This is a genomic window from Pseudomonas sp. 910_23, assembly GCF_052850795.1.
Window position 1 is genome coordinate 30909 of record NZ_VXCZ01000021.1, and the last position, 23795, is coordinate 54703.

General features: G+C 59.5%; 22 protein-coding genes. 6 read left to right on the forward strand and 16 right to left on the reverse strand.

All coding sequences use genetic code 11. The annotated features are described in order from the left end of the window. Positions 1–84: 84 nt before the first annotated feature. The 4 genes from FW800_RS22500 to FW800_RS22515 are packed head-to-tail and all read right to left on the reverse strand — an operon-like array spanning position 85 to position 4702. Positions 85–1338, reverse strand: coding sequence for an efflux RND transporter periplasmic adaptor subunit (locus tag FW800_RS22500; RefSeq protein ID WP_446438497.1), 1254 nt, complete (start codon positions 1336–1338; stop codon positions 85–87). Continuing rightward, positions 1328–2806, reverse strand: a complete 1479-nt coding sequence (locus tag FW800_RS22505) for a TolC family protein (RefSeq protein ID WP_446438498.1) — start codon at positions 2804–2806, stop codon at positions 1328–1330. The genes FW800_RS22500 and FW800_RS22505 overlap by 11 nt, the downstream gene beginning before the upstream one ends. Next, positions 2799–3998, reverse strand: a complete 1200-nt coding sequence (locus FW800_RS22510) for an ABC transporter permease (RefSeq protein WP_446438499.1) — start codon at positions 3996–3998, stop codon at positions 2799–2801. The genes FW800_RS22505 and FW800_RS22510 overlap by 8 nt, the downstream gene beginning before the upstream one ends. After that, the gene (locus tag FW800_RS22515) at positions 3995–4702 is read right to left on the reverse strand and encodes an ABC transporter ATP-binding protein (protein ID WP_446438500.1); all 708 of its coding nucleotides are present in this window, start codon (positions 4700–4702) and stop codon (positions 3995–3997) included. Before FW800_RS22515 ends, FW800_RS22510 begins: the two co-directional genes overlap by 4 nt. A gap of 357 nt (positions 4703–5059) precedes the next feature. Between FW800_RS22515 and FW800_RS22520 the strand changes: the two genes are divergently transcribed. Beyond that, entirely contained in the window at positions 5060–5806 is a 747-nt protein-coding gene (locus FW800_RS22520; protein ID WP_122733460.1) for a TetR/AcrR family transcriptional regulator, read from the forward strand. Between the two features lie 72 nt (positions 5807–5878). On the opposite strand, the gene FW800_RS22525 is transcribed toward FW800_RS22520, so the two are convergent. The 3 genes from FW800_RS22525 to FW800_RS22535 all read right to left on the reverse strand — a co-directional run bounded on the left by FW800_RS22525 (position 5879) and on the right by FW800_RS22535 (position 12968). Beyond that, entirely contained in the window at positions 5879–9799 is a 3921-nt protein-coding gene (locus FW800_RS22525) for a YncE family protein (protein ID WP_446438501.1), read from the reverse strand. A gap of 327 nt (positions 9800–10126) precedes the next feature. Further along, positions 10127–11188, reverse strand: coding sequence for an FUSC family protein (locus FW800_RS22530; protein ID WP_446438502.1), 1062 nt, complete (start codon positions 11186–11188; stop codon positions 10127–10129). Positions 11189–11351: 163 nt separating this feature from the next. Beyond that, a complete protein-coding gene (locus tag FW800_RS22535) occupies positions 11352–12968 on the reverse strand; it encodes an NADP-dependent glyceraldehyde-3-phosphate dehydrogenase (protein WP_446438503.1) in 1617 nt (538 codons plus the stop codon). 138 nt (positions 12969–13106) lie between these two features. On the opposite strand from FW800_RS22535, the gene FW800_RS22540 reads away from it, so the two are divergent. Next, on the forward strand, positions 13107–13967 hold the full coding sequence (locus tag FW800_RS22540) for a Dyp-type peroxidase (RefSeq protein WP_446438504.1): 861 nt from the start codon (positions 13107–13109) through the stop codon (positions 13965–13967). Between the two features lie 29 nt (positions 13968–13996). Here FW800_RS22540 and FW800_RS22545 read toward each other — a convergent pair whose 3' ends face one another. Continuing rightward, entirely contained in the window at positions 13997–14518 is a 522-nt protein-coding gene (locus tag FW800_RS22545; RefSeq protein ID WP_103734493.1) for a DUF3087 family protein, read from the reverse strand. Positions 14519–14633: 115 nt separating this feature from the next. Between FW800_RS22545 and FW800_RS22550 the strand changes: the two genes are divergently transcribed. Next, a complete protein-coding gene (locus FW800_RS22550) occupies positions 14634–14813 on the forward strand; it encodes a hypothetical protein (RefSeq protein ID WP_446438505.1) in 180 nt (59 codons plus the stop codon). A 12-nt stretch (positions 14814–14825) separates the two neighbouring features. Next, a complete protein-coding gene (locus tag FW800_RS22555) occupies positions 14826–15020 on the forward strand; it encodes a DUF6021 family protein (protein ID WP_005789138.1) in 195 nt (64 codons plus the stop codon). Positions 15021–15050: 30 nt separating this feature from the next. On the opposite strand, the gene FW800_RS22560 is transcribed toward FW800_RS22555, so the two are convergent. Further along, complete coding sequence (locus tag FW800_RS22560; protein WP_005789137.1) at positions 15051–15287, reverse strand: DUF6555 family protein; 237 nt, start codon at positions 15285–15287, stop codon at positions 15051–15053. 120 nt (positions 15288–15407) lie between these two features. On the opposite strand from FW800_RS22560, the gene FW800_RS22565 reads away from it, so the two are divergent. Then, complete coding sequence (locus FW800_RS22565; protein ID WP_446438506.1) at positions 15408–16241, forward strand: arylamine N-acetyltransferase family protein; 834 nt, start codon at positions 15408–15410, stop codon at positions 16239–16241. A 125-nt stretch (positions 16242–16366) separates the two neighbouring features. Continuing rightward, on the forward strand, positions 16367–17119 hold the full coding sequence (locus tag FW800_RS22570) for an outer membrane beta-barrel protein (RefSeq protein WP_194438592.1): 753 nt from the start codon (positions 16367–16369) through the stop codon (positions 17117–17119). 59 nt (positions 17120–17178) lie between these two features. Here FW800_RS22570 and FW800_RS22575 read toward each other — a convergent pair whose 3' ends face one another. The 7 genes from FW800_RS22575 to nuoJ all read right to left on the reverse strand — a co-directional run bounded on the left by FW800_RS22575 (position 17179) and on the right by nuoJ (position 23794). Beyond that, on the reverse strand, positions 17179–17493 hold the full coding sequence (locus FW800_RS22575; protein ID WP_014718915.1) for a helix-turn-helix domain-containing protein: 315 nt from the start codon (positions 17491–17493) through the stop codon (positions 17179–17181). Beyond that, positions 17483–17833, reverse strand: a complete 351-nt coding sequence (locus tag FW800_RS22580) for a toxin (RefSeq protein ID WP_043046578.1) — start codon at positions 17831–17833, stop codon at positions 17483–17485. The genes FW800_RS22575 and FW800_RS22580 overlap by 11 nt, the downstream gene beginning before the upstream one ends. A 237-nt stretch (positions 17834–18070) precedes the next feature. Next, complete coding sequence (gene nuoN, locus FW800_RS22585) at positions 18071–19534, reverse strand: NADH-quinone oxidoreductase subunit NuoN (RefSeq protein ID WP_003192122.1); 1464 nt, start codon at positions 19532–19534, stop codon at positions 18071–18073. Between the two features lie 7 nt (positions 19535–19541). After that, positions 19542–21074, reverse strand: coding sequence for an NADH-quinone oxidoreductase subunit M (gene nuoM, locus FW800_RS22590; protein ID WP_103734497.1), 1533 nt, complete (start codon positions 21072–21074; stop codon positions 19542–19544). A gap of 55 nt (positions 21075–21129) precedes the next feature. Beyond that, a complete protein-coding gene (nuoL, locus tag FW800_RS22595; RefSeq protein WP_056846559.1) occupies positions 21130–22983 on the reverse strand; it encodes an NADH-quinone oxidoreductase subunit L in 1854 nt (617 codons plus the stop codon). Next, a complete protein-coding gene (gene nuoK / locus FW800_RS22600) occupies positions 22980–23288 on the reverse strand; it encodes an NADH-quinone oxidoreductase subunit NuoK (RefSeq protein WP_003174727.1) in 309 nt (102 codons plus the stop codon). The genes nuoL and nuoK overlap by 4 nt, the downstream gene beginning before the upstream one ends. A 2-nt stretch (positions 23289–23290) precedes the next feature. Then, positions 23291–23794: an NADH-quinone oxidoreductase subunit J gene (gene nuoJ, locus FW800_RS22605; RefSeq protein ID WP_003174726.1), complete on the reverse strand. Its 504-nt coding sequence runs from the start codon at positions 23792–23794 to the stop codon at positions 23291–23293. Position 23795 lies beyond the last annotated feature (1 nt).

The following is a 23795-nucleotide window of genomic DNA, read 5'->3' on the forward strand; positions in this document are numbered from 1 at the left end:
CCCGATGAGGGCGTGTCAGTAAATACATTTGTGGCTGATGCACCGCTATCGGGAGCAAGCCCCCTCCCACATGTTGATCTGCGCTTATCTTGAGGTTTTCACGAAGCCTGGCTTGAGTCCGAATACCTCAACGCCCTGGGGCGTCGATTGCCCAGTGGTCACTTTCACCCGCTGCACCGGTTTATCCATCGCCGCCCGATACTCCACCGTCATGTCCGCCTGGATAGCCTGGCTGGGAATCACGATCGCCTGGTCATTGTTATAAGTGACAATCGTCAACCGCGCACTCATGCCCAGGCGCACCCGTTGCAACTGCTGCGGTGTCAGCTTGGGGATCGACAGGGTCACCGGAAATTGCGCGCTGCCCTGGTTGTCGCTGGCGATGGCCAAGCCACTGACCACGCTGACCGAGCCGGTCAGCCGTTCGCCGTCGAAGCCATCGCCCATTACTTCCACCGCCTGGCCCTGGTGCAACTGGTTGATGTCCAGCTCGGAGACCTTGGCGACGATTTTCAGCCGCTCGATATTGGCCAGGCCAAACAGCACTTGGCCCTGGCTGACCTTGCTGCCGGCCTGCACCGGCGCGTTGTTGTTGCCACCCCCTTGGGCGTTGTTGCTGCTGCCGGGCGCGGGCACTACGATGCCGGAGAACGGTGCCTTGACCTCCTTGCCTTCAAGGAGTTTTTGCAAGGCTTCGTATTTCACCGTGGCATTGGTCAGCTCCATTTCGGCAATCTGTCGGTATTCGCCTCTGCCTTGGTCCTGGGCCTGTTGCAGTTCGCCGCGCGCCGCTGCCAGGTCGAGTTGCTGCTGTTGGGTTTGCTGCTTGAGATCGTCCAGTTCGTTGCGCGGAATGATGCCGCGTTTGAACAGGTTTTCGCTTTCGGTAAGTTTGCGCTGGGTATTGCCGGCGGTCATTTCGGCGGTGCGTAAACTACGACGAGCGCGGCTGACGGCGGGGCTGCTGTCCCAGTCCTGCATTTCCTGTACGGCACGCCGGGCCTTGAGCTGGGCGGAGAGGGCGTCGCGCAACTGCACTTCAAGAGTCGCCGGGTCCATGCGCAACAGCATCTGGCCGGCCTCGACGCGCTGGCCTTGTTCGACCAGGTTGGCCAACACGTTGCCGTCGAACGGCGCCGTCAGGGTGACGGTAGTGTCGGGCTCGATCTTGCCCACCAGGCCGATCTGGTGCACCAGCGGGTCGGGTTTTACCTCCAGCCATTGCTCGGCGGTGCTGGCCTGCTCGGCACCGCTGCGCTGGCTGAGCAGACCGATGGCCGCGCCGGCTAACAACACGATTAGGGCAACGGCGAGCAAGCGTTTTTGATTAGTAGTCATTGAGGGCGATTTCCCAACTTTCCAGCGTCATGCCCAGGGTCAGGTCGAGTTGAGTCTGGGCGTTCAAATAAGCGATCAGCGCGTTGAGCTGGGCATTTTCGGCGTTGCGCAGGTCGGTTTCGAAGCTCAATACCTGGAAGTTGGTGGAGCGCCCGGCACTGAGTTTTTCCCGTTCGATTTCGATCTTGCGCCGTGACAACTCCACGGCACGCTTGGAAATTTCATATTGGCGCCAGCGGGTGCCGAGGTCACGCACCACGTTGTTGACGTTGCGCTCCAGCTCCTGGCGCGCATCGGTAATGCGGATTTCCTGGTCCTCGACGTTCACTCGCGCACGTACCTCGGCCTGGCGCGTGCTGATGTCGCCGATGGGGATCTGCACCTGCACGCCGGCGTAGCTGTCCCAGGTACGGTTATTGTCATGGCCGTTGGCGTTGTCGGTGGCGGCGCGCACCTGGTTGGCGCCGGCGACCAGGTCCACTTGCCAGCGCCCGGAGTCCTTGGCGATCACCAGGTTGAGGTCGGCCTGTTGGCTGCCGAGCAGGGCGGCGAGGTATTCCGGTTGCTGGTTTTGCGCCAGGTTGAAGGCTTGGCGTTGGTCAATTTCCATGGGGTTGGCCTCCAGGGCTTCGGTGGCGCGCACCGGTGTCGACAGGTCCAGCGCCAGCAGGCGCAGCAAGGCCAGGCGGCTGGTGTCCAGTTGATTGCGAGCTTCTTCCACGCCCAACTGCTGGGTGGCGATGTCGGCTTCGGTTTGCACGATCTCGAACTCGGCCATGCGCCCGGCGCTGATCAGTGCCTTGTTCACGTCCAGCAAGGTGTTGGAGCGCTTGAGCGCGTCCTGCACGATCACCAGTTGTTCCTGGGCACGCAGCAGTTCGCGGTAGGTGGCGATGATCTGGCTGATGGTTTGCGCCACGGTGGCCTTGAGGTTCAGGCGGTTGGCCTGCTCGGCCAGGCGCGACAGGCGCAGCGGCGCGGTGGTGGCGTCCCAGCCGGCGCCGCGCATCAGCGGTTGGATGATGGCCAGGTCGAGCCCGTCGCTGCGGTAACGGCCGGCGCGGTTGGCGTTGTTCAACTGCTGGGTCCAGGCCATGCTCAAGCGCGTGCCGTATTCGCCGAGCAGGCTGCTGGTCGGCGCCAGGTTGGCGTTGCGCACGTTGTCCCGGGAGCCACGGGAGGTACGGTAGTTACCGTTGAGGGTCAGCTTGGGGTTGAACACGTCCTCGGCGACACGCAGGTCAAACTTCTGCGCCACCCGTTGCAGGTAGGCGCTACGTATCGCCGGGTTGTTGCGCAGGCCCAGGTACACCGCGTCACCCAGGGTCATGGTGGTGGCCTGGGCATTCAGCGACACGCCGCGCTCGTAGCCGCTGCGGGTACTGCTGGGCGCCGAAGGGTTGATAACCATCTCGGCAGTCATGCCCGGCAGACTGATCAGCAGAAGGAGCAGCCCGCACTTATTCATCGCGCAGGGCCTCCACCGGCTGTAACCGCGAGGCCGAGACCGCCGGGTAGATACCAAAGAACAAACCTACCAGTAACGTACTGCCCACCCCCAGGGGCAGGGCGGCCACCGCCAGGGCAAATGCCCAGCCCGACAGCCACGCATACAGCCAGGCGGCGGTCATGCCCAGCACCGCACCGCACAGCGCACCCACGGCGGTGAGCGTGACGGCTTCGAGCAGGAACAGGTTACGGATATCGCGCTGGCGTGCGCCCAGGGCCATGCGGATGCCGATCTCGCGACGGCGCTCGGACACATTCATCAGCATCACGTTCATCACCCCGACACCGCCGCCCACCAGGGAAATCGCGCCAAGGGCCAGCAGCAGGTAGGCGAAGGTGCGACTTTGGCGCGTCATGCCGTCGATCATCTGCTGGGGCACCGTGATATTGACGTCGTGGTCGCTGAGTTGGGGTTGTAGCGCAGCGGTGGCGTCCCTCGCGATACGCTCCATGTCCTGCCCTGGCGCTGCACGGATGATCACATTGCTGATTTGCGGGCTGGCGTAGATGCGGCGCATGCCTTCGGCCGGAATAAACAAGGACTCGTTGGCCTGCACCGGCATCAGCATGGCCCGGGGCTGGTCGTGCAGGATGCCCACGATCAGAAACAGGTAGTCGTTGATGCGCACACGGTCGCCCAGTTGCAGTGGGTCGCCCGGTGCGCTGAGGGCCTGGGCAAGTGGGTCACCAATCACAGCGAAAGTTTCGCTGGCGTCGAAGGCCGACAGGAAGCGCCCCTCGCGCACGGCCAGGCGCATGGCGGCCTGTATACCCGGCGTGCTGCCGACCAGGTTGGCATTGGTGGTGCGCCCATGAAACACGATGGGCCCGCTGAACAGGCTGAGCGCGCCGATATGGGCAATGCCCGGTACGGCCAGGCGTACGGCGTCGAGGTCGAGTTGGGTACGCATCGGCACATTGCTGCTGCCCTTGGGCGGGAACTGGGCGATGAGGGTATCGGTGCCCATGTCCTTGAAGATCATCGCGGCATCCACTGCCGCGTTGTGGCCGATATTGATCAGCGCCACTACCGAGGAGCTGCCGATCACAATGCCCAGCAGCGCCAGGATCGAACGTTTGCCCAGGGTGCGCAGGCTGATCAAGGCTTCATGCAGCAGTTGGCTGAGGCTCTGCTCGACCCGCAGGCTCATGGGCGCCCGGCCTCGTGCACCACACCGTTGCGCACCAGGATCTTGCGCTCCAGGCGCTCGGCAATGTGGGCGTCGTGGGTGACGATGATCAGCGTCACCTGCTGCTCACGGTTGAGGCTCAGCAGCAGGTCCATGATTTCCTGTGCGGTGGTGCTGTCGAGGTTGCCGGTGGGTTCGTCGGCGAGGATCACCGAGGGTTTGCCGACCAGTGCGCGGGCAATGGCGACGCGCTGACGCTGGCCGCCGGAGAGGTCGGCCGGGCGATGGTGGGCGCGCTCGGCCAGGCCGACTTGATCGAGCATACGCTGGGCCTGTTCCACCGATTCATGCCGCGATACGCCGCGATAACTCAAGGGCAGCGCGACGTTGTCCAGGGCGCTCAGGCGGGGCAGCAGGTTGAAGCTCTGGAACACAAAACCGATCTGCTGGTTGCGGATCGCGGCCAGTTCGTCGGGCGTGGCATTGAAAATATCGTGACCGGCAAAGTGGTACTGGCCGCAGTTGGGCAGGTCCAGCAGGCCGAGAATGTTGAGCAGGGTGCTTTTGCCGGAACCGGAGGCACCGAGGATGCCGCAGCTGTCACCGCGAGCGATGGACAGGCACACGTCATTGAGAACGCTCAGTTCCTGCCCGGCGAGCTGATAACGCTTGCCGATGCCTTGCAGGGAGATCAAGCCGGGTTGCGTGGGGGTGTCTGTCATCATGACTACGCCTGCAGTCACGACGGTACTGCCATGCCCCCGGAAAATCCTTGTAACAAGTTCGGGAGCTGCCTGTACGCGTCACGGACTGGTTTTATTTCTTGTTTTTAAAATATTGTTTGAATAGTACCTGCGTTCAATCTGCTTCGCCAGCCATGGATGTAGAGCGGTTTTACCCTTTGAAACGTTTTGCCGAATGCAGGTTTCGGACCGGTAGAAATGCTTTCAATAGGTCTCGATAGCCCGGTTATACAGGCTTTTAGTGATATGGCGGAGTGTCACTACTTGCTTTCGCCGGGCCGCCCCGGTATAAAAAAATCAAATTATTTTTTAAAACAATATTTCCGCCGTGGAACCCTTATGGTCGCGAAGAAACTCAGCGCTCCAAACGTTACCAAGACTCGATTGCTGGATGCGACAGAGGCCCTCTTCATCAAGTACGGCTACGACGCCGTGTTGCTACGCCAGATAACCGAACGCGCCCAGGTCAACCTGGCGGCGGTGAACTACCACTTCGGGGACAAGGACTCCCTGATGAAAACCCTGCTGATGCAACGCCTGGAGCCGCTCAACGAGCAGCGCCTGGAATTACTTGCCCGCTGCGAAGCCGAATCCGATGGCCCGCTGGATTGTGACACGCTGCTGGGCGTGCTGTTTGCCCCAGCCATGGGCCTGGAACGCAGCGACCCGGCCAGTGGGGAAGGGCGCTCGTTCATTCGCTTCCTTGGCCGGGTTTACAGCGACACCTCGCCGTTTATCCAGGAATACCTCAAGGTGCATTACCAGCCGGTGTTCCAGCGCTTCTTCGAAGCCTTCGCCCTGGCACTGCCAGACCTGCCGCGCAATGAGCTGGGCGTACGCCTGCAATTTGCCCTCAAGGCGATTTCCGGGGTCATGGCCGGCACCGAACTGCGCCTGCTGATGAACTCCATGAGCCTGGGCCGACCGGCGACGGATGCGGAGGTGATGGCGAAGTTGATTACCTTGGTGTCGGCGGCGATTCGAGTGCCACAGCAGAGTGCCGAGGCTGAGACGGCGTTGGCGAAGGTGCTGGATACCCAGCGAGCATTACGTGAAGAGGGAGTGCTCAGCAAAGCAGCGCGCTAGTTGAACAACTCTACAAAAGCGGCGGTTTCAAGTTGAAACCGCCTTGGCTGACCTGTTTGTTTATATTGTTGTTTAAGAAATGGAAATTACGGAGATGCGCGACTTGTTTGTTTCGCAAAGATAGAGTGTGTCGCCTTTCCAGCTGAAGTGCGCGCCGATATTTCCGGTGATATTGTAGGTGTTTATAGTTGCCCCTGTTTGCGTATCTATTAGCGCTTTGGCAGTAGAGCTGCCGGATGGGCCGTAACCAATAAGAAGTCGATTGTTGCCTGGGCTGGCAGCATAAGTATGTAGGTAGGTGTAGGGAAGCCTGTGTGTTTTTCGCTGGCCGGACACCAAATCAAATATGAACGCTGTCCCGCTAGATGCGTTCTCCCACGAGCAACTATACATATGGTCACGGTATGGGCTCATTATAAAACCTGCATAATTGCCCTTGGTAAAAGTACCAACTATGCTTGCGCCGCTTGTCTCAACATCCACTCTGTACAAGTAGCCATTGCCGTAGTCAACGGTGTAAATATTCTGCCCGTTAGCACTGCAAAATGCTTCAGTCGTGTATTGTCCTCGCGTGTACTCTCTGATGATCATTTCTGATGCGACGTCAATTCTATATATGCGTAGAACGTGACCGCTGCCAGTCCAGTTTTGGCTCGACGTATAAAGATATTTTCCGTCGGGGCTGAAGTTGCCACCGCTGATCTCATTGGAGGTAGATATGGCTATGCTGCTAATGATTTCATCGTTTTTTGTGTCAATGACTACGAGACTATCTCTCAATGTTACGCATACTTTTTTTCCATCTGTCGAGCAAGAAACAGATTTCTGTCCTCCTCCAATGATTATCTCTTTTACTTCACCTGAGGCTAAGTCGACTTTCACCAAGCGATTGATACTTGTAACGCATACATAGGCATGCAGTCCGCTTGGTGTGACGGCTATTTTGCTTGGCTCCCCCCTCAAGTTGATCACTGATCCTGCCGGTAACAGTGCTCTGACGACAATCTCGCTGCTGGCAGAATAACCGCCACTGATCGCCTTCAAAGCGTAAGTACCAACATCTCCTATGCTGCGTATGCCTTCAACTTTTAAGGCCCCGCTCTCATCCGAGAGAAAAGCCTTGCTCCCGCTCGTTCCATCTTCGAAAGTGAACCCAGCCGGCAGCGTCAGGGTGATGGCCACGGGTGCTTTGGTGTTGGTGCCCAGCAAGAGTTGCACATCCCCAAGACGACCTGCTGGTCCCACAGCGTACGGCCCGTTTACAAAGCGCAACCCCAGCGCACTGACCCGGTAACTCACTTCTACGAATGGTTGGGCCGAGATAATTTCCCCGCGCTTGTCCAGCGAGACATAGGCTTGGATCGTCAATCGACTGTTATTGGGCAGGCTGGTCAAATATTCTGATGGGATCGGTTCCAGAATGCGGCCTGCCGCAAGTTCTGAAGCACTTACCACACGCCCTTGGCGCAATGGCCAGTCTGGCGGTCCTTTGAGGTCGATAAAGACCGCCTGTTCCTTATCCATAAAGTGCCAGGCGCTAATTTTCACATGGTTTTTTTCACCTGCACTGATTTCGCCACCTGACGCTTCTGGAATGCTAACCAGGTCCCAATCCAGTACGGCTAACGCCTTAATCTCAAGCGTCAATTCATCGGACTTGGTGGTCTTGCCGGTCTCGATAAGGTTGTAATAAATCGTGCATTTATCGGCCAGATACGCTGCCACAAAAGCATGTGGCACGGTGAAGCTGACGTAGTTTTCTCCAGGTTCGGGCGTGGCGGGTTTGGCCGCAATATTCGGCATGCCGACACCCGGCTTGCCGACGATGAACACTTTGATATCCGACCCAGGTGGGAACTTGTCCGATACCACGCGAATAGTCACCACCGGTCGATTAGGCGGCAGCACGTGCAATGGGTCCAGGCTGGCCTGGTCCGGGCCTGTCGCTGTCGGTGTCGCCTCGAGCACGGTGGGGGCTTTCAGTTCGAGCTTGGAGCCCACCTTTATGTTCACCGCGTGAGAAAACCGCGTCAGTACGTTTTCGCGCCAGCGCTTGTAGTAGATGCGCATGGTCTTGTCGATATTGGCAAGGATGTAGCTACGCTCCAGCCTGAAGCGCAGGTCTCGCCCGACCCATTGAACCCGTATCGGAAACGCCTGCGCAGGTGCTGTTCCGCCAGGCGCGCTGCCCTCACAGTAAAGCGTCACGATATCGTTGAGCAGGAAGTCAGAGTGACTCTTGACCATGATATTGGCGTGTTCGGTGGATTGTTCGGGGTCGAATTGATACAGCGGCGCCGGCGCTTCCATGACCTCAGGCTCCGGCAATGAGGCCACTGCGTTGCCGACGTTGACTGTCACGTCCATTGAAGTGCGCACGCCATCCCCATTGTCCACCTGATAAAGAAGCCTGAGTGTGCCGCCTTCAAGACCGGCAATCACGCCGTTCGGGCCGTTGGCAATGGGAAATAACACATCGCCCCCTCCCGCAGATTCGTAGATTTCGTCGTAGTAGCGAGTGCCGTTGGCTTTCGTGCCCTCGAGGATCAGAATCACCAGATCAAAGGGGTCCTGGCCCAGTTCGGGGTACGCCCTGACAATAATGTTAACAAGCGGTGATTGTGGGTCGAGGACGCCGCCGGGCGCTTCCAGCACTACGGGTGGCGGCAGGCGCATATCGATGGGCGTACCGATGACATTAAAGATGTTGCCGTCGGAATAACGGTTGGGCACGTCGCTGCGAATGCGCTCATAGGACAGCTGGAACTGCCCGCTGATAAGGGGGCGCAGGTCGGCATTCGGGAAGGGCAGGGTGATAAAGCTCAGTGAGGTAAGCGGTGGAGAGTCGTAGGTGGTGGTGATAACGCCACCGCTCGAACGGCCCTTGACGGTTACACGCACAACATCCTCAAGGGCAAAGTCCGGGCCTGGCGTGTTAATAAAGATGGTTGCATCGCGCCCATTGAGTTGATCGTGGTCAAGGATGTTGTTCGGGGCTTCGAGCACAAGCGCTTTGGGTAAGAGCGGCTCAGCCCCGTCGTTAAGCCTGACATTCAACAGCAGCGCCGGTGACCAGCCGAGGGACGCGTTGCCGACCTCGTCGATGATTTCATATTCACACACATGGGAACCACTGCGTACTTGCTTCCAGAAGCCATCATAAAGCGTGAAGGTAATGTCTTCACGCCCGGGGGCTTGGCTTTCGGTGAGCGGAAGGATGGGCGCCGTGATCCCATTAATGCGCAAGCGAATACGGTCACGTATGGCCCGGTAGGTGCTGGTTTCCTGGGTCGCATCGACCGGGTAGAACTTGAAGGTGACCGGTACCCCGTTTTGTGCGTCGGCCTGCGTCACTCCAAAATTGATGATGTGCTCAGGGAACACCGGAATCGGCAGGTTTTCGTTTTGCAGCGTACTGCCGATCGGGTTGCGACCAGCGGGGGCCACGGTATCGACCTTCAGATTGAAGTGTTTGGTTTCTTTGGGCGTGCCACCGAGGCGAGTCACTCTCATGAACACCGGATTGGCCGGACCATCAGGAAGACGGGTTCGAGGGATGTACAACGGAATCATACGACTCTTGTCGACATCATCCTGGGTGACGTTATAGGTCGCGACAGGGATTAGCGGGTCACCGCAGAACAGCTCAACGAAGTCACCATCAGCCATATTCAGGTAGGCCAACAGGTTGCACAGCAGCCCCAGGTCCCGATGAACCTCCAGAGCCGCTTTGTTTATGCCACCATCGAAGCGGACGACGTTTTGCGTCAAACCGGGGATGTAGAGGGGCAGGTCCGGGATGGGTACGTCGGTGAAGCTTTCGGAGGTTATGTCGCCCTGGATTGACTGTGGCGGTAGGAAGTAGCTGCGGTTCAGGCGCCGGGGACCGGACAGGTCAATGGCCTCTTCCGCCGGCTCTGACGATTGCTCGCTGATTATCCCGGGTAACTGAACAGGGTTTTCGACGACGGGGAGGTCAGTGTCTTGGCTCATGGGGAAAGTTCCTTCAATGAGTAATCGACTGCAATCGGAGTTCCCCATGGATGGAGCAAGGGGATCAGTCGCTGAAGGGATTAAGCGTCGTGGGAGAAGGGCTGGATAGCTGTGAGAATTGACAGTGCCGACGAATGGTCTGAATAAGAGCTACTGGCGACCATGGCGCGGGCAAAAAAAAGCCCGCTGGGGCGGCGGGCTTGATATGCAACGTTTGTAACGGATGAGGCTTCACCCTACGTCTTGGGATGTGAACAAATCGTGAAAAATATGTAAGAGAAAGTGTGAATGTGTGACGCCCATAAAATTGTTGAAGAGTTCACCTATTCAGATCTTCCAGCGGCCAGCGCTTTTGGCCAAGCGTTGACGCATCGCATCGACATTCGCTGCCAATTGCACCGTCAATAATCGATACCCATCCAGCGCACTGTAAACCGGCGCATCCAGCGCAGGCTCACTGCCTGTGGCGTAACTGCTACGCTCCAACCGCTCCGTCACCCCCGACTTCAACGCCCGCGCCATCCCCACCAACTGCACGCGAATCTGGCGGTGCTCGGCCTTGAGCATCACCTGCATCCGCGCCGTGGCCTGCTTGTCGCGCGGGTCTGGCCGGGTATTGCCGAGAATCTCCAGGGTACTGATGCACATGCGCAGGTGACGCTGGATCGCGTCCAGTTCGGTCATGGAGATCCGCACTTCCTTGGACACCGATGGCATCAATGAGCGCAGTTGCAACATTGCTGCATTCAGGCGGTTGAGCAACTTGAGGTGTTCATCATCGGTCACCGATTGGCCACCGATGATGCGGCTGTAGATCTGCGCGCAATCACGCAATGCACTGGCCAGGTTGTAGCGCCATGAGTACACCGCATACAGTGGCAGGGCGAAGGAGAAGGCCAGGGCCAGTACGATGCCGATCAGGATATCGACGGTGCGCCACAAGCCATCAGAGATCGGATTGTCCCCGTGGCCGGCAACGATAAACACCGTGATCGCCGACAGCAGCGCGATGTAACCGCCCTTGCCGATGGCATGGTAGGAAAAGAACCCGCACACCACCGACATCAACAGATAGGTCAACAGCGGCAGGCCGAAGTAAGCCTGTTGCACCACCAGCAGTAAACCGACGCTGGCGCCGATCAAGGTGCCGTAAGCGCGCTCCACGGCTTTTTTGCCGATATTGCCATGGTGCTGCAAGCCGCCGATCACGATCAGCATGGTCACCGATGCCCATTCGCCGTGGGGCAGGTTCAGGCCGCTGGTGAGCAGGATGGTCGCCAGCAAACCGACGGATACGCGCGCGGCGTGGATCAGCTTGGCGTGGCGAAAGCGCCGGTACGGGTCGAGCAGGGGGCGCAGCAGGCGCCGGGCAAAAATGGGCAGGTTCATCGGTATTGAAGTGGCCTCAAATGTATGAATGTGCTCGACTCAATGTGGGAGCTGGCTTGCCTGCGATAGCATCACCGCGACCTGACTGAAAGACCGAGGCGCCGGCATCGCAGGCAAGCCAGTTCCCACACTGACCTGTCTGCACATTGGAACGGGGTTGGCTTCAGAAAATGTAGTCGGTCGTCAGGAAGCTCGAGTCACGGTTGCGCAGGATATCGCTGACCAACGCCTTGTTACTCTCCTGGAACTTGGTCGCCACCAGGGTGCGGATCGAAAACACGCGCAAGGCGTCATGCACCGACAGCGTGCCTTCGGCCGAGTTCTTGCGGCCGTTGAACGGAAAGGTGTCCGGCCCGCGCTGGCACTGGGCGTTGATATTGATACGGCCGACCTGGTTGGCGAAGGTGTCTACCAGGCGCCCGACCTCGACGGGGTTGGTACCGAAAATGCTCAACTGCTGGCCGAAGTCCGAGTCCAGCACGTAGTCGATCACGGTCTCCAGGTCACGGTAGGGCACGATCGGTACCACCGGGCCGAATTGCTCTTCATGGTAGACGCGCATCTGCGGGTTCACCGGGTACATCACCGCCGGATAGAAGAACGAACCACGGCTGCTGCCGCCCTCGCTATTGACCACCTGGGCGCCGTGTCGGGCGGCATCGGCCACCAGTTCGTTGAGGTAATCCACCTTGCCCACTTCCGGCAGTGGCGTCAGCGCCACGCCGTCTTCCCAGGGCATACCGGGCTTGAGCGTCGCGAGTTTGGTGTTGAATTTCTCGATAAAGCTATCGACGACATCTTCATGCACGAACAGGATCTTCAATGCAGTGCAACGCTGGCCGTTGAACGACAACGAACCGGTGACCGCTTCACTCACCGCGTTATCCAGATCCACCTCGGGCAGCACGATCCCGGGGTTCTTCGCATCCAGCCCCAGCGCAGCACGCAAGCGGTGTGGCTTGGGGTGCAGTTTTTTCAAGTCGCTAGCGGCCTTGTTGGTGCCGATAAACGCGAAGATATCGATCTTGCCACTGGCCATCAGCGCGCTGACGGTTTCGCGGCCGCTGCCGTAGATCACGTTGATCACCCCGGCCGGGAAGCTGTCGCGGAACGCCTCCAGCAAGGGGCGGATCAACAGCACACCAAGCTTGGCCGGCTTGAACACCACGGTATTGCCCATGATCAACGCCGGGATCAGCGTGGTGAAGGTCTCGTTCAACGGGTAGTTGTAAGGCCCCATGCACAGCGCCACGCCCAGCGGTACGCGGCGGATTTGCCCGAGTGTGTCCTGTTCCAGCTCGAAGCGGCTGCTGCGGCGGTCGAGTTCCTTGAGGGCGTTGATGGTGTCGGTGATGTAGTCGCAGGTGCGGTCGAATTCTTTCTGCGAATCCTTGAGGTTTTTGCCGATTTCCCACATCAGCAGCTTCACCACCGCATCGCGCTGTTCGCGCATACGCCGTAAAAATGCCTCGACGTGCTGGATACGTTCGACAACGCGCATTGTCGGCCACTCACCCTGGCCACGGTCATAGGCACGCACGGCGGCATCCAGGGCGGTGAGGGCGGTGTCGGCATCCAGCAATGGCGTGCTGCCGATATGCACGCGCTCATCGCCCAGTTGCACCGGGCTTTGCACGCGAGCGAGCGGGCCGTTCCACACCCGCAGCTGGCCATCGACCAGGTAATCACGCTGCTCAATGGGCGCCGCCAGGCGAAATTGCTCGGGAATCTGGGTGACGGAAGTGGGAAACACCTGGGCGAGCAGGTTGCTGGTGGTCATGTCGCTACCCCTAGAATAGTTGCAAAACATGACTAGAGAGTCACCCAACTAGCGGCTCTAAGGCAAGGCTTACGCGCATTGTTGTTCGCAGCGCGGTGCGCGCCGGGTAAACTGCGCGGCTTTTCAGAAGGAGTTCACATGAGTCAGTACCAGCCGGGCATTCTTGCCGCACCGGTGCCTTTGCAGGCCCGCCATCTGTTTTTCGCCCTCGATTCCCTGCAAGCCGTGCCCGCGGCGCTGGACGCGCTGGTGCAGTTGACGGATGCGGCGGCCGTGGTCGGGTTCGGTGAACCGCTGGTAAAGGCGCTGGGCGCCGAAATTGAAGGGCTGCGTGCATTCCCCGCCGTCAGCGCCCCTGGCGCTGACAACCCCTCGACTCAACAGGCGCTGTGGGTATGGCTGCATGGGGTGGATCGTGGCGAGTTGCTGCTGCGCAGCCGGGCCATCGAGAAAGCCCTGGCCCCGGCGTTTCGCCTGGTGCAATCGACTGAAGGCTTCCGCTACAAGACCGGTTTTGACCTGACCGACTACGAAGACGGCACCGAAAACCCTCACGACGATGCCGCCGTGGAGGCCGCCTTGACCGACAGCGGTGCCAGCTTTGCCGCTATCCAGCAATGGCAGCACGACCTCGACGGGTTCGCCGCGTTGCCTGCGCAGGAGCGTGATCACATCATCGGCCGCCGCCATGGCGACAACGAAGAACTCGACGACGCTCCGGAATCGGCCCACACCAAGCGCACAGCCCAGGAAAGCTTCACCCCGGAAGCCTTCGTGGTGCGACGCTCGATGCCTTGGGCCGAGAATGGCCAGGCAGGATTGATGTTCCTCGCGTTTGGCCATTCCTTCGATGCGTTTGAGGCGCAGCTTCGGCGTATGAGCGGGTTGGAGGATGGGATTGTCGATGGTTTGTATCGCATCAGTAAGCCATTGACTGGTGGCTATTACTGGTGTCCCCCGGTCAGGGAAGGGCGTCTGGACCTGAGTTTGGTTTTTTAACGACCTTTGCCTGCTCCCTGACGTACGCCTCAAGCGCTTTTGAGCGTTTCCAGCCACGCGGGGTCAAGCCGGGTTTGTTCGGTATCGATCCCCAGTGCGTGCATTTTGGTCTTGTGTGCGTCGATCTCGCCGACCAGTTGCGCCTGGGCGCTGGAGTTGGCATCCAGCTCATGCATTTGCGTCAGCCCCAGGTGATAGAAACGCAACAGTTTGATGGCGGCCGGGTCGTTGGCTTGTACCCGCTCGGTGACCTTGTGCATTACGTTGGTCACGCTCATCAGGCTGCGCTTGAGTTGCCAGCCATACACCGCCGGCGCCAGCCAGGGCTGGGACCAGAACGGGCCACGCACCAGTGCGACGGTGATCAACACCCCGGCAAATACACCGCCGACATTGAAGCGAAAGTTGTCCCCCCCAGGCTCACCGAACAGCATCACCGCGAGGCTCGACAGCAGCATGGCCAGGGCCAGGAACAGCACGGCCACGATCAGCGTGCTGCGGCGGGTCTGTTGACGGTAGGTGACAGGGTCGCAGGGTTTGAGCTCGAACATCCGGGTCAGGTCTCCAGAAAGGGCGGTCATCTTCTCATGCTTGCAGCAATGAAGTTGAACGATGGCTGCGCACGGTTTCTCTAAACCTTCGAAGCCCCTCATGAGGTAAGCCATCATGTCTGAACACAAGCAGCCACCGCCAGGTACACCGGATCTGAACCGCACGCCGGGTGAGGAGGAGCGCGACAACGATGCGTTGCGCCCCAACGATCCCAAAGAGCGTGGCCCCGACAACGATGTCGAGCACGTCGAACAAGACCTGGAAAACCTCCACGACAAAGCGCGCCCGCTTTAGCAGGAGCATGTGATGAACAAACGTACCGATGGTCCCCACTCCAACGAGCACGCCAGTGGCAAGGATGAGCTGGGTTTCGACCCGGACTCGCCAGATGTGGCCGACCCTCAGGTCGACCCGGTAGGTCCGGCTATTGCGCCGCTGGATGAGAAAAAGTCATCTGAGAAAAAGCCGCCCTACGATCCGTTGGGCGACTTGAAGAAGTGAATCGAGCCCCGCCGTCGTGCGGGGCTTTGTTTATTTGGGTGGGGTCCAACTGACGTCGGTGATGCCGTATTTTTCCGCCCAGGGCCGGGTGGTTTTTTTCACTTGCTCGTGACCGACGCGGCCGATGCGGCTGACATGGGCAATGTCGGCATCAACGGCCGCCCAGTGCCAGGCTTCGGCGTTATTCATCACCTCGGCGCGCACCACGAAAGACTTGGGTTTACCGTGTAGCTGATAGTGGATGGTGTAGATTTTTGCGGTACTCATGTTGCCTCCCTGTCTTGTTATAGATGGATAGGCCAGCGTTCTAAAAGGTTCATTCAAAATGACAACGTACGCAGTGGCGCGGCATAGTGACGCTCTTGCCCTGCGCCCGAGGATCGCGCCATGCTCACACCCACGGATAGCCGCCTGTACCTGCAACGCCTGGGCTATGCCTCGCCACCGGCACCCACCTTGCAGACCCTGCGGGACTTGCAGCTGCGCCATGTCTGCACCTTTGCCTTTGAAAGCCTGTCGACCCTGATGCACGCGCCGGTGCCGATTGACCTGCAAAGCGTCACACAGAAGGTGTTGCACCAAGGACGCGGCGGCTATTGCTATGAGTTGAACCAGCTGTTCCTGGCCTTGTTGCAGGAACTGGGCTATGAGGCTCGCGGCATCACCGGGCGTGTGGTGATTGGCGGACCACCGGACGCCCACACCGGTCGTACTCATCGTCTGAGCCTGGTGACCCTCGACGGCGTGCGCTATATCACCGATGTCGGCTTCGGTGGCATGGTCCCCAGCAGCCCGTTGCAACTGGACAACGAAGCGCCCCAGGCCACGTCCCATGAGCCTTTTCGGCTGACTTGCAATCAGGGCAGCTACACATTGTGGGCCCAGGTCGGTGAAGAGTGGCGCGGCTTGTACGTGTTCGATCTACAAGTGCAGGCAGATATCGACTACGAAATCGGCAACTGGTACGTCTCCACGCACCCGGGGTCGCCGTTCGTTGGGCAGTTGAAGGCCGCGCTGCTTGCCCCCGGTAAACGTCATACCTTGGCCAACGCCCACTATGCGCTTCATTACCTGGATCGGCCCAGTGAAAAGCGCACGCTTCAAAGCGCCGACGAGTTGCTGGCGCTATTGCACGACACGTTCGGGATTCAGCTGCCGGATCAGCCTCAACTTCGCGAAGCCGTTGAAAGCCTTATCCGCACGAATCCTGAAGAATATTGAGATAGAGCCTTCGCTGAACCGTTTTTTCTCCATTTTGGTGCAAATCCGTTCGAACTTTTTGCAAACGCCAAGGTTCGAACCGATTCCTGAATACTTTGCCCACCTTAAAATGGAGATGTAAAACGATGTCCAAACTATTCGGAAAATTTCTCAAGAACACCTCGTTGCTGGCCCTGGTAGCTGCGCCTGGCGTGGTGTTCGCTGCACCTTCAACCGACCCGATCTCCACGTTCGGGATCCTGGGCAGCTACAACGACTTCAAGCTGGAAGGCGGTAGCGAAAGCGACAAGGACCACATGCCTGAAGCGGGCCTGTTCTATAACTTCGGCAACAAACTCACCGCCGAGTCCGGCTTCATCTACCAGGCCGGTATCGAGGCCAAGTACGGCGAAAAAAGCGACAACAAGCTCAAGGAAGGCCAGGCCGACCTCGACCTCGGCTGGCGTGCCGCGCTGGATGCGCGCAACTTCGTCGACGTGATCGTAGGCGGTGGCTACACCTGGACTCGCTATGAGCCGGACACCAATGGCTACGATATGAAGCTGACCAACAAGTCGCCGTTCGCCAAGGCTGCGCTGGGCTACAACCACCAGTTCGATGACATGACGCTGCGCGTTGAAGCCGGCGCCCGTCACACCATCGATGGCCGTGCCAAACTCAAGGTAGACGGCGTTGGCAGCGACAGCGTGGACCTCAAGGACCGCACCAACCCTTATGCCGAAGTCAGCCTGCTGATGAACCAGAAGGGCGATCTGCCAGTGATGGCGGGCCTGTACTACACCCGCACCGAGTACAAGCTCGACGGCGATTCCTATGTGGCCGATAACACCAAGCTCAAGCGTGACGAATACGGCTTCAAGGTCGGTATTGCATTCTGACGCTGTTGTACTGCAAAAAACGCCTCGATAATCGGGGCGTTTTTTTTTGCTTTCGCAGGTCAGCCCAATGCGGCAAGTTGCGCCACGGTTTCAGGAAAACGCGCTACCAGACGGATCAGGGTGACGGCCTGGGCGTTGGGCTTGGCCCGGCCTTGTTCCCAGTTCTCCAGGGTGCGGGTGTTGGTACGCAGGTACATGGCGAATACCGACCGGGAAAGGTTGAGTTGCTGGCGCACGGCGATCACCTCATCAGCGGTGAGCGGCGCCAGCTTGTTGAGGTGGACCTTGTGGTTGCGCAGGGTGATTTTACCCTGGCGCTCATCGGCCAGGGCGTCGAAGCCTTCGACCAGTTCGGAAAAGATGTCACGTTTCATGATGTGTTCTCGCTTTGATTTCCCTGTCCAGCATGTGTTTAAGAGCTTTCTTGTGGTGGGGTGTCAGGTCGCTCTGTTCGTGCTTGCCGTACAAGGTGAATAACCAGAATTGCGTGCCGCCTGACCACCAGTAGTAAATGACTCGCAGGCCACCACGCTTGCCTTTGTTTCGCCGTTCATCAACGAAGCGAACCTTTCTCAACCCGCCCGTTCCTTCGATCACATCTCCTGCTTCGGGGTTTTTCATTAACTCCTGTTGAAAACCCTGGAAAAGCTCCTCACTCAGATAGTCCTTGCGATGCCGCTCGAATGCCGGCAGTTCGATAAATAGAGCATCCATGTTCTGTACGTAGCCTGCGTAGAGTTTGGTGGCCCACTCGCGTTAGGTCAAGTGACCGCGCTGTGGGAACTTTCTTAAAACGCAAACACCATACGGCCGGCTTCATCGGGTAGATGCCGGATGAAGAGGCAGATCGAGGAGGAAAATTCAGCGAGCAGGGGAGGGGAAAAGCAGATCCTGGGAAACGCAAAACGGCGCCCAAAGGCGCCGTTCTGTTGACTGCATCAACCTAAGCGATCAAACCCCCAGCACCGCATGCTGCACCAGGGTGAGCAACGGTTGCGGGTACACGCCCAGGAAGAACGCGAGCAGGGCGATGGCCAGCAGCATCACGCCACCGGCTTTCTGTTCCCAATGCAGCTCGGCATCCACACGGCGCAGGTTTGGCTCGATCAGGTACAGGGTGACCATCACGCGCAGGTAGTAGAACACGCCGATGGCGCTGCCCAGTACCAACGACGCTACCAACCACCACTCGTGGGCTTCAACACCGGTTGCGACAATGTAGAACTTGCCGATAAAGCCCGCAGTCAGCGGAATACCGGCCAGGGACAGCATCATTACGGTCAGCACGGCAGTCAGGTACGGACGGCGCCAGAACAGGCCGCGGTATTCGTACAGGGCGTCGGCGTCACGGCCTTTGTAAGGCGAAGACATCAGCGTGATCACACCGAACGCGCCAAGGCTGGTGATCACGTAGGTGACCAGGTACACGCCAATGGCTTCCACGGCCAGGCCTTTGCTCGCCACCAGGGCGATCAGCAGGTAGCCGAAGTGGGCGATGGACGAGTAACCCAGCAGACGCTTGAGGTTGTTCTGGGTCAGGGCCAGCAGGTTACCGAACAGGATCGACGCAATGGCGATCACGGTCAGCACGTTGCTCAGCACGCCGGTGTTGGCGGCAGGGGAGATCTGGAACAGACGCACCATCACCGCAAATACCGCGACCTTCGACGCAGTCGCCAGGAACGCAGCCACTGGCGCCGGGGCGCCTTCGTACACGTCCGGGGTCCACAGGTGGAAGGGTACCAGCGACAGCTTGAACGCCAGGCCGATCAGCATCATCGCCAGGCCAAGCTGGGCGATTGGCGCCGGGCTGTTGGTGGCGGCCAGGGCGTGGCCGATACCGGTGAAGCTCAGGCTGCCGGCTTCTGCGTAGAGCAGGGCCATACCGAACAACAGGAACGCGGAACCGGCGGCCGACAGCACCATGTACTTGATGCCGGCTTCCAGGGAGCGCTTGTTGAAGAAGGCGTAGGCCACCAGGCCGTAGGTCGGGATCGACAGCAGTTCCAGGCCGATGAACAAGCCGGCCAGGTGCTGCGCGCTGACCAGCACGATACCGCCGGCCGCAGCCAGCAGGATCAGCAGGTACAGCTCTTCCTTGTTACCCGGGTAGCCGGTGCCGCCTTCGCCGAGGTAGGCGTGGGCGAGGGTGACGCAGGCCAGGGTCGCCACCAGGATCAGGGCGATGTACAGCAACGCGAAGTCATCGACCATCATCAATGGCGTGACCGCCAGTGGCGCGACCTTGAGGGCCGGGATGATCGACAGCAGGGCCAGGTTCAACCCGGCGCAGGACAGCAGGAACGTTTGCGAGTGATTGCGGCGCCAGGCGATTGCCAGCATCACCACCACGATGGTGAGGCTGGTAATCAGCAGCGGCGCAAGCGCGATAAAGTGTTGGATCGTGAATTCCATAGCGCTCTTACCGGGCCGAAGCGAGTTGAGAGAAGGCGGTGCCGAACCACTGCTGCACGCCATGCATCGTTGCGGCAGAAGTGTCCAGGAACGGTTGCGGGTACACGCCGATGAAGATCAGCAACACCGCAAGGCCGAGCACCATGATCAGTTCGCGCGCATCCATCCCTTGCAGGACGGTGTCGGACTTGGCCGGGCCGAAGTAGGCGCGGTGGATCATGATCAGCGAGTACACCGAACCGAACACCAGGCCGGAGGTAGCAATGGCGCTGATCCACGGCGTCTGTACAAAGGCACCCATCAGGATCAGGAATTCGCCGATGAAGTTACCGGTACCCGGCAAGCCCAGGGATGCAGCGGCGAAGAACAGGCTGATCGCCGGCAGATAAGCAATGCGCGACCACACGCCACCCATTTCACGCATGTCACGGGTGTGCAGGCGCTCGTACAACTGACCACTGAGGATAAACAGGGCAGCGGCCGAAACACCGTGGGCCAACATCTGGATCACCGCGCCTTGCAGCGCCAGCTGGCTGCCAGAGTAGATGCCGATCAGTACGAAACCCATGTGGGAAACGGACGAGAAGGCAATCAGGCGCTTGATGTCGGTTTGCGCGAAGGCCAGGAACGCACCGTAGAAGATCCCGATCAGACCCAGGGTCATGGCGATCGGCGCGAACTCGGCCGAGGCATTCGGGAACAGCGGCAGGGCGAAACGCAGCAGGCCGTAGGCCGCCGTCTTCAACAGGATACCGGCCAGGTCCACGGAACCGGCAGTCGGCGCCTGGGCGTGAGCGTCAGGCAACCAGGAGTGAAACGGCACCACTGGCAGCTTCACCGCGAAGGCGATGAAGAAGCCGAGCATCAGGATGTACTCGGTGGTCAGCGACATCTTGGTTTTCAACAGGTCGGCGTAGTTGAACGTAATCACGCCGGTGCTGTTGAAGTTGACCAGGACCAGGCCCAGGATCGCCACCAACATGATCAGGCCGGAAGCCTGGGTGAAGATGAAGAACTTGGTCGCCGCGTAGATCCGGGTTTTCTTGCCGTCCGAAGAACTGTGACCCCAGAGCGCGATGAGGAAGTACATCGGCACCAGCATCATTTCCCAGAAGAAGAAGAACATGAACAGGTCCAGCGCCAGGAACACGCCGACCACGCCGCCCAGGATCCACATCAGGTTCAGGTGGAAGAAGCCCACGTGACGCTGGATCTCTTTCCAGGAGCAGAGTACCGAGAGGATACCCAGCAGGCCGGTCAGCAGGATCATCAACAGCGACAGGCCGTCGAGAGCCAGGTGCACGTTGATGCCGAAGCGCTGGATCCACACGTGCTTGAATTCAAGCGCGAAGGTCGGATCGACACCCGGTGCCGGAGCAAATGAATAATCGCCATGGGCCCACAGCCAGAGGCCGAGTGCGAGTTCCAGGGACATGGTCAGCAACGCAATCCAGCGGGGGAGGGTGGCGCCGAAGCGTTCACCCATCCAGCAGAGCAGGCCGCCGATAAAGGGGATCAGGATTAGCCAGGGCAGAATCATGACGGGCTCGTTTCCTTTCGCAAGTTTGCAAAGTACGCAGTGCACTTAAACATAGTCAGACCGCTACCACGACGATGGCGCCGATCACCAGCACGGCACCGGCCGCCATGGACGCTGCATACCAACGCAGTTGGCCAGTCTCGCTGCGGCTCAGGGCTGTGTGACCGGCCTTGGCGGCGCGCGGGATCAAACCGATGGTCTGGTCGAGCGGGTCTTTGCGCAGTACATGGCTGATGGCGAGGTATGGCTTGACGAACAGTTTGTCGTAGATCCAATCGAAGCCCCAGGCAGCGAACCACCAGGCCGACAGGAAGCGCCCGATTCCACTGTTGGCCACGGCGGTCACGAAGCGACGCTTGCCGAGGAACAGCAGGGCGGCCAGCAAGATACCGGCGATGGCGATGGCGCCCGAGGCGATTTCCAGGCTGTGCTTGTCTGCGCCGCCGGCATGGCCGACGCTTTCTGGCAAGACGCCGGCCAGTGGTGGAGTGATCATGGCGCCGATGAAGGTCGACAGGATGATCAGCACCGACAGTGGCAGCCAGTGGGAGATGCCATGGCCTGCGTGTGCTTCGGTCTTGGCTTCACCGTGGAAGGTGATGAAGATCAGGCGGAAGGTGTACAGCGAGGTCATGAACGCACCCACCAGGCCTGCGTAGAGCAGGTTCTGGTTACCGCTGGCAAACGCTTCCCAGAGGATTTCGTCCTTGGAGTAGAAACCGGCGGTCACCAACGGCAGGGCTGCGAGTGCGGCACCACCGACGATGAAGCTGGCGTAGGCCAGTGGCAGTTTCTTCCACAGGCCGCCCATCTTGAAGATGTTCTGCTCGTGGTGGCAGGCGACGATCACCGCACCGGAGGCGAGGAACAGCAGGGCCTTGAAGAACGCGTGGGTCATCAGGTGGAAGATCGCCGCGTCCCAGGCGCCAACGCCCAAGGCCAGGAACATGTAGCCGATCTGGCTCATGGTCGAGTAGGCGAGGATACGCTTGATGTCGGTTTGCACCAGCGCGGCGAAGCCGGCCAGTACCAGGGTCACGCCACCGACGATGCCTACAAGGTGCAGGATGTCCGGTGCCAGGGTGAACAGGCCGTGAGTACGGGCGATCAGGTAGACACCGGCGGTCACCATGGTTGCGGCGTGGATCAGTGCCGACACCGGGGTAGGGCCGGCCATCGCATCCGCCAGCCAGGTTTGCAGCGGCAGTTGCGCGGATTTACCCACGGCGCCGCCCAGCAGCATCAGGGTCGCCAGGGTGATCCAGAAGTCGCCGACCTGGAATTTCTGCGGTGCCAGCACCAGCAGTTCCTGGATGTTCAGCGTGCCCACCTGTTGGAACAGGATGAACAGGCCAATGGCCATGAACACGTCGCCGATACGGGTGACGATAAATGCCTTGAGTGCCGCATTGCCGTTGTTGCGGTTGCTGTAGTAGAAACCGATCAACAGGTACGAGCACAGGCCCACGCCTTCCCAGCCGAAGTACAGGAACAACAGGTTATCGCCGAGCACCAGGAACAACATGCTGGCGATAAACAGGTTGGTGTACGAGAAGAAGCGCGAGTAGCCCGCTTCACCGCGCATGTACCAAGACGCGAACAGGTGGATCAAAAAGCCTACACCGACCACCACGCCGAGCATGGTGATCGACAGGCCGTCGACGTAGAGGGCGAAGTTGGGCTTGAAGCCTTCCACCGACATCCACTGCCACAGCACCAGGGTGTAGTGACCGCCTTCTGGCGGCGCCACGTTGAATTGCCAGATGACGTAGGCGGCCACGATGGCCGACAGGCCGATGGAACCCACGCCGATCAAGGCCGAGAGGTTTTCCGACCAGCGCCCGCGAGAGAACGACAGCAGCAGGAAACCGATCAGGGGGAATACGAAAGTCAGAAAGATCATGTTCATCCGCGCATCTCACTGGCAGCGTCGATATCAAGCGTGTGGAAGCGACGATACAGCTGCAGCAGGATCGCCAGGCCAATACTGGCTTCGGCGGCTGCAAGGCTGATCACCAGGATGAACATGACTTGTCCATCCGGCTGGCCCCAACGCGCGCCCGCCACGATGAACGCCAGTGCCGCGGCGTTCATCATGATTTCCAGGCTCATCAACACGAACAGAATGTTACGGCGCACCATCAGGCCGACCAGGCCAAGGCAGAACAGGATGCCGGCGACCGCCAGACCATGCTCCAAAGGGATAGCAGGCATCGTCATTGCTCCTTGGCTTCGTTGCGGCCCAAGTGGAAGGCGGTGATGGCTGCGGCGAGCAGCAGCATCGAAGCCAGTTCGACCACCAGCAGGTACGGGCCGAACAGGCTGATGCCCACGGCTTTGGCGTCTACGGTGGTGTGGCCGATGGCCTGGCCGCTCTGGTGAGCGAATAGTACATACAGCAGTTCACCCAGCAGCAATGCTGCGAGGACAACCGGGCCGAGCCAGATGCCGGGCTTGAGCCAGACGCGCTCCTGGGCGACCGAAGCCGGCCCCAGGTTGAGCATCATCACCACAAACACGAACAGCACCATGATGGCGCCGGCGTAGGCGATCACTTCCAGTACACCGGCGAACGGTGCGCCGAGGCTGAAAAAGGTCATGGCCACGGCGATCAGCGAAATGATCAGGTAGAGCAGGGCGTGCACGGGGTTGGTGTTGGTGATCACGCGAAGCGTGGACACCACTGCAATACCCGATGCGAAATAGAAAGCGAATTCCATC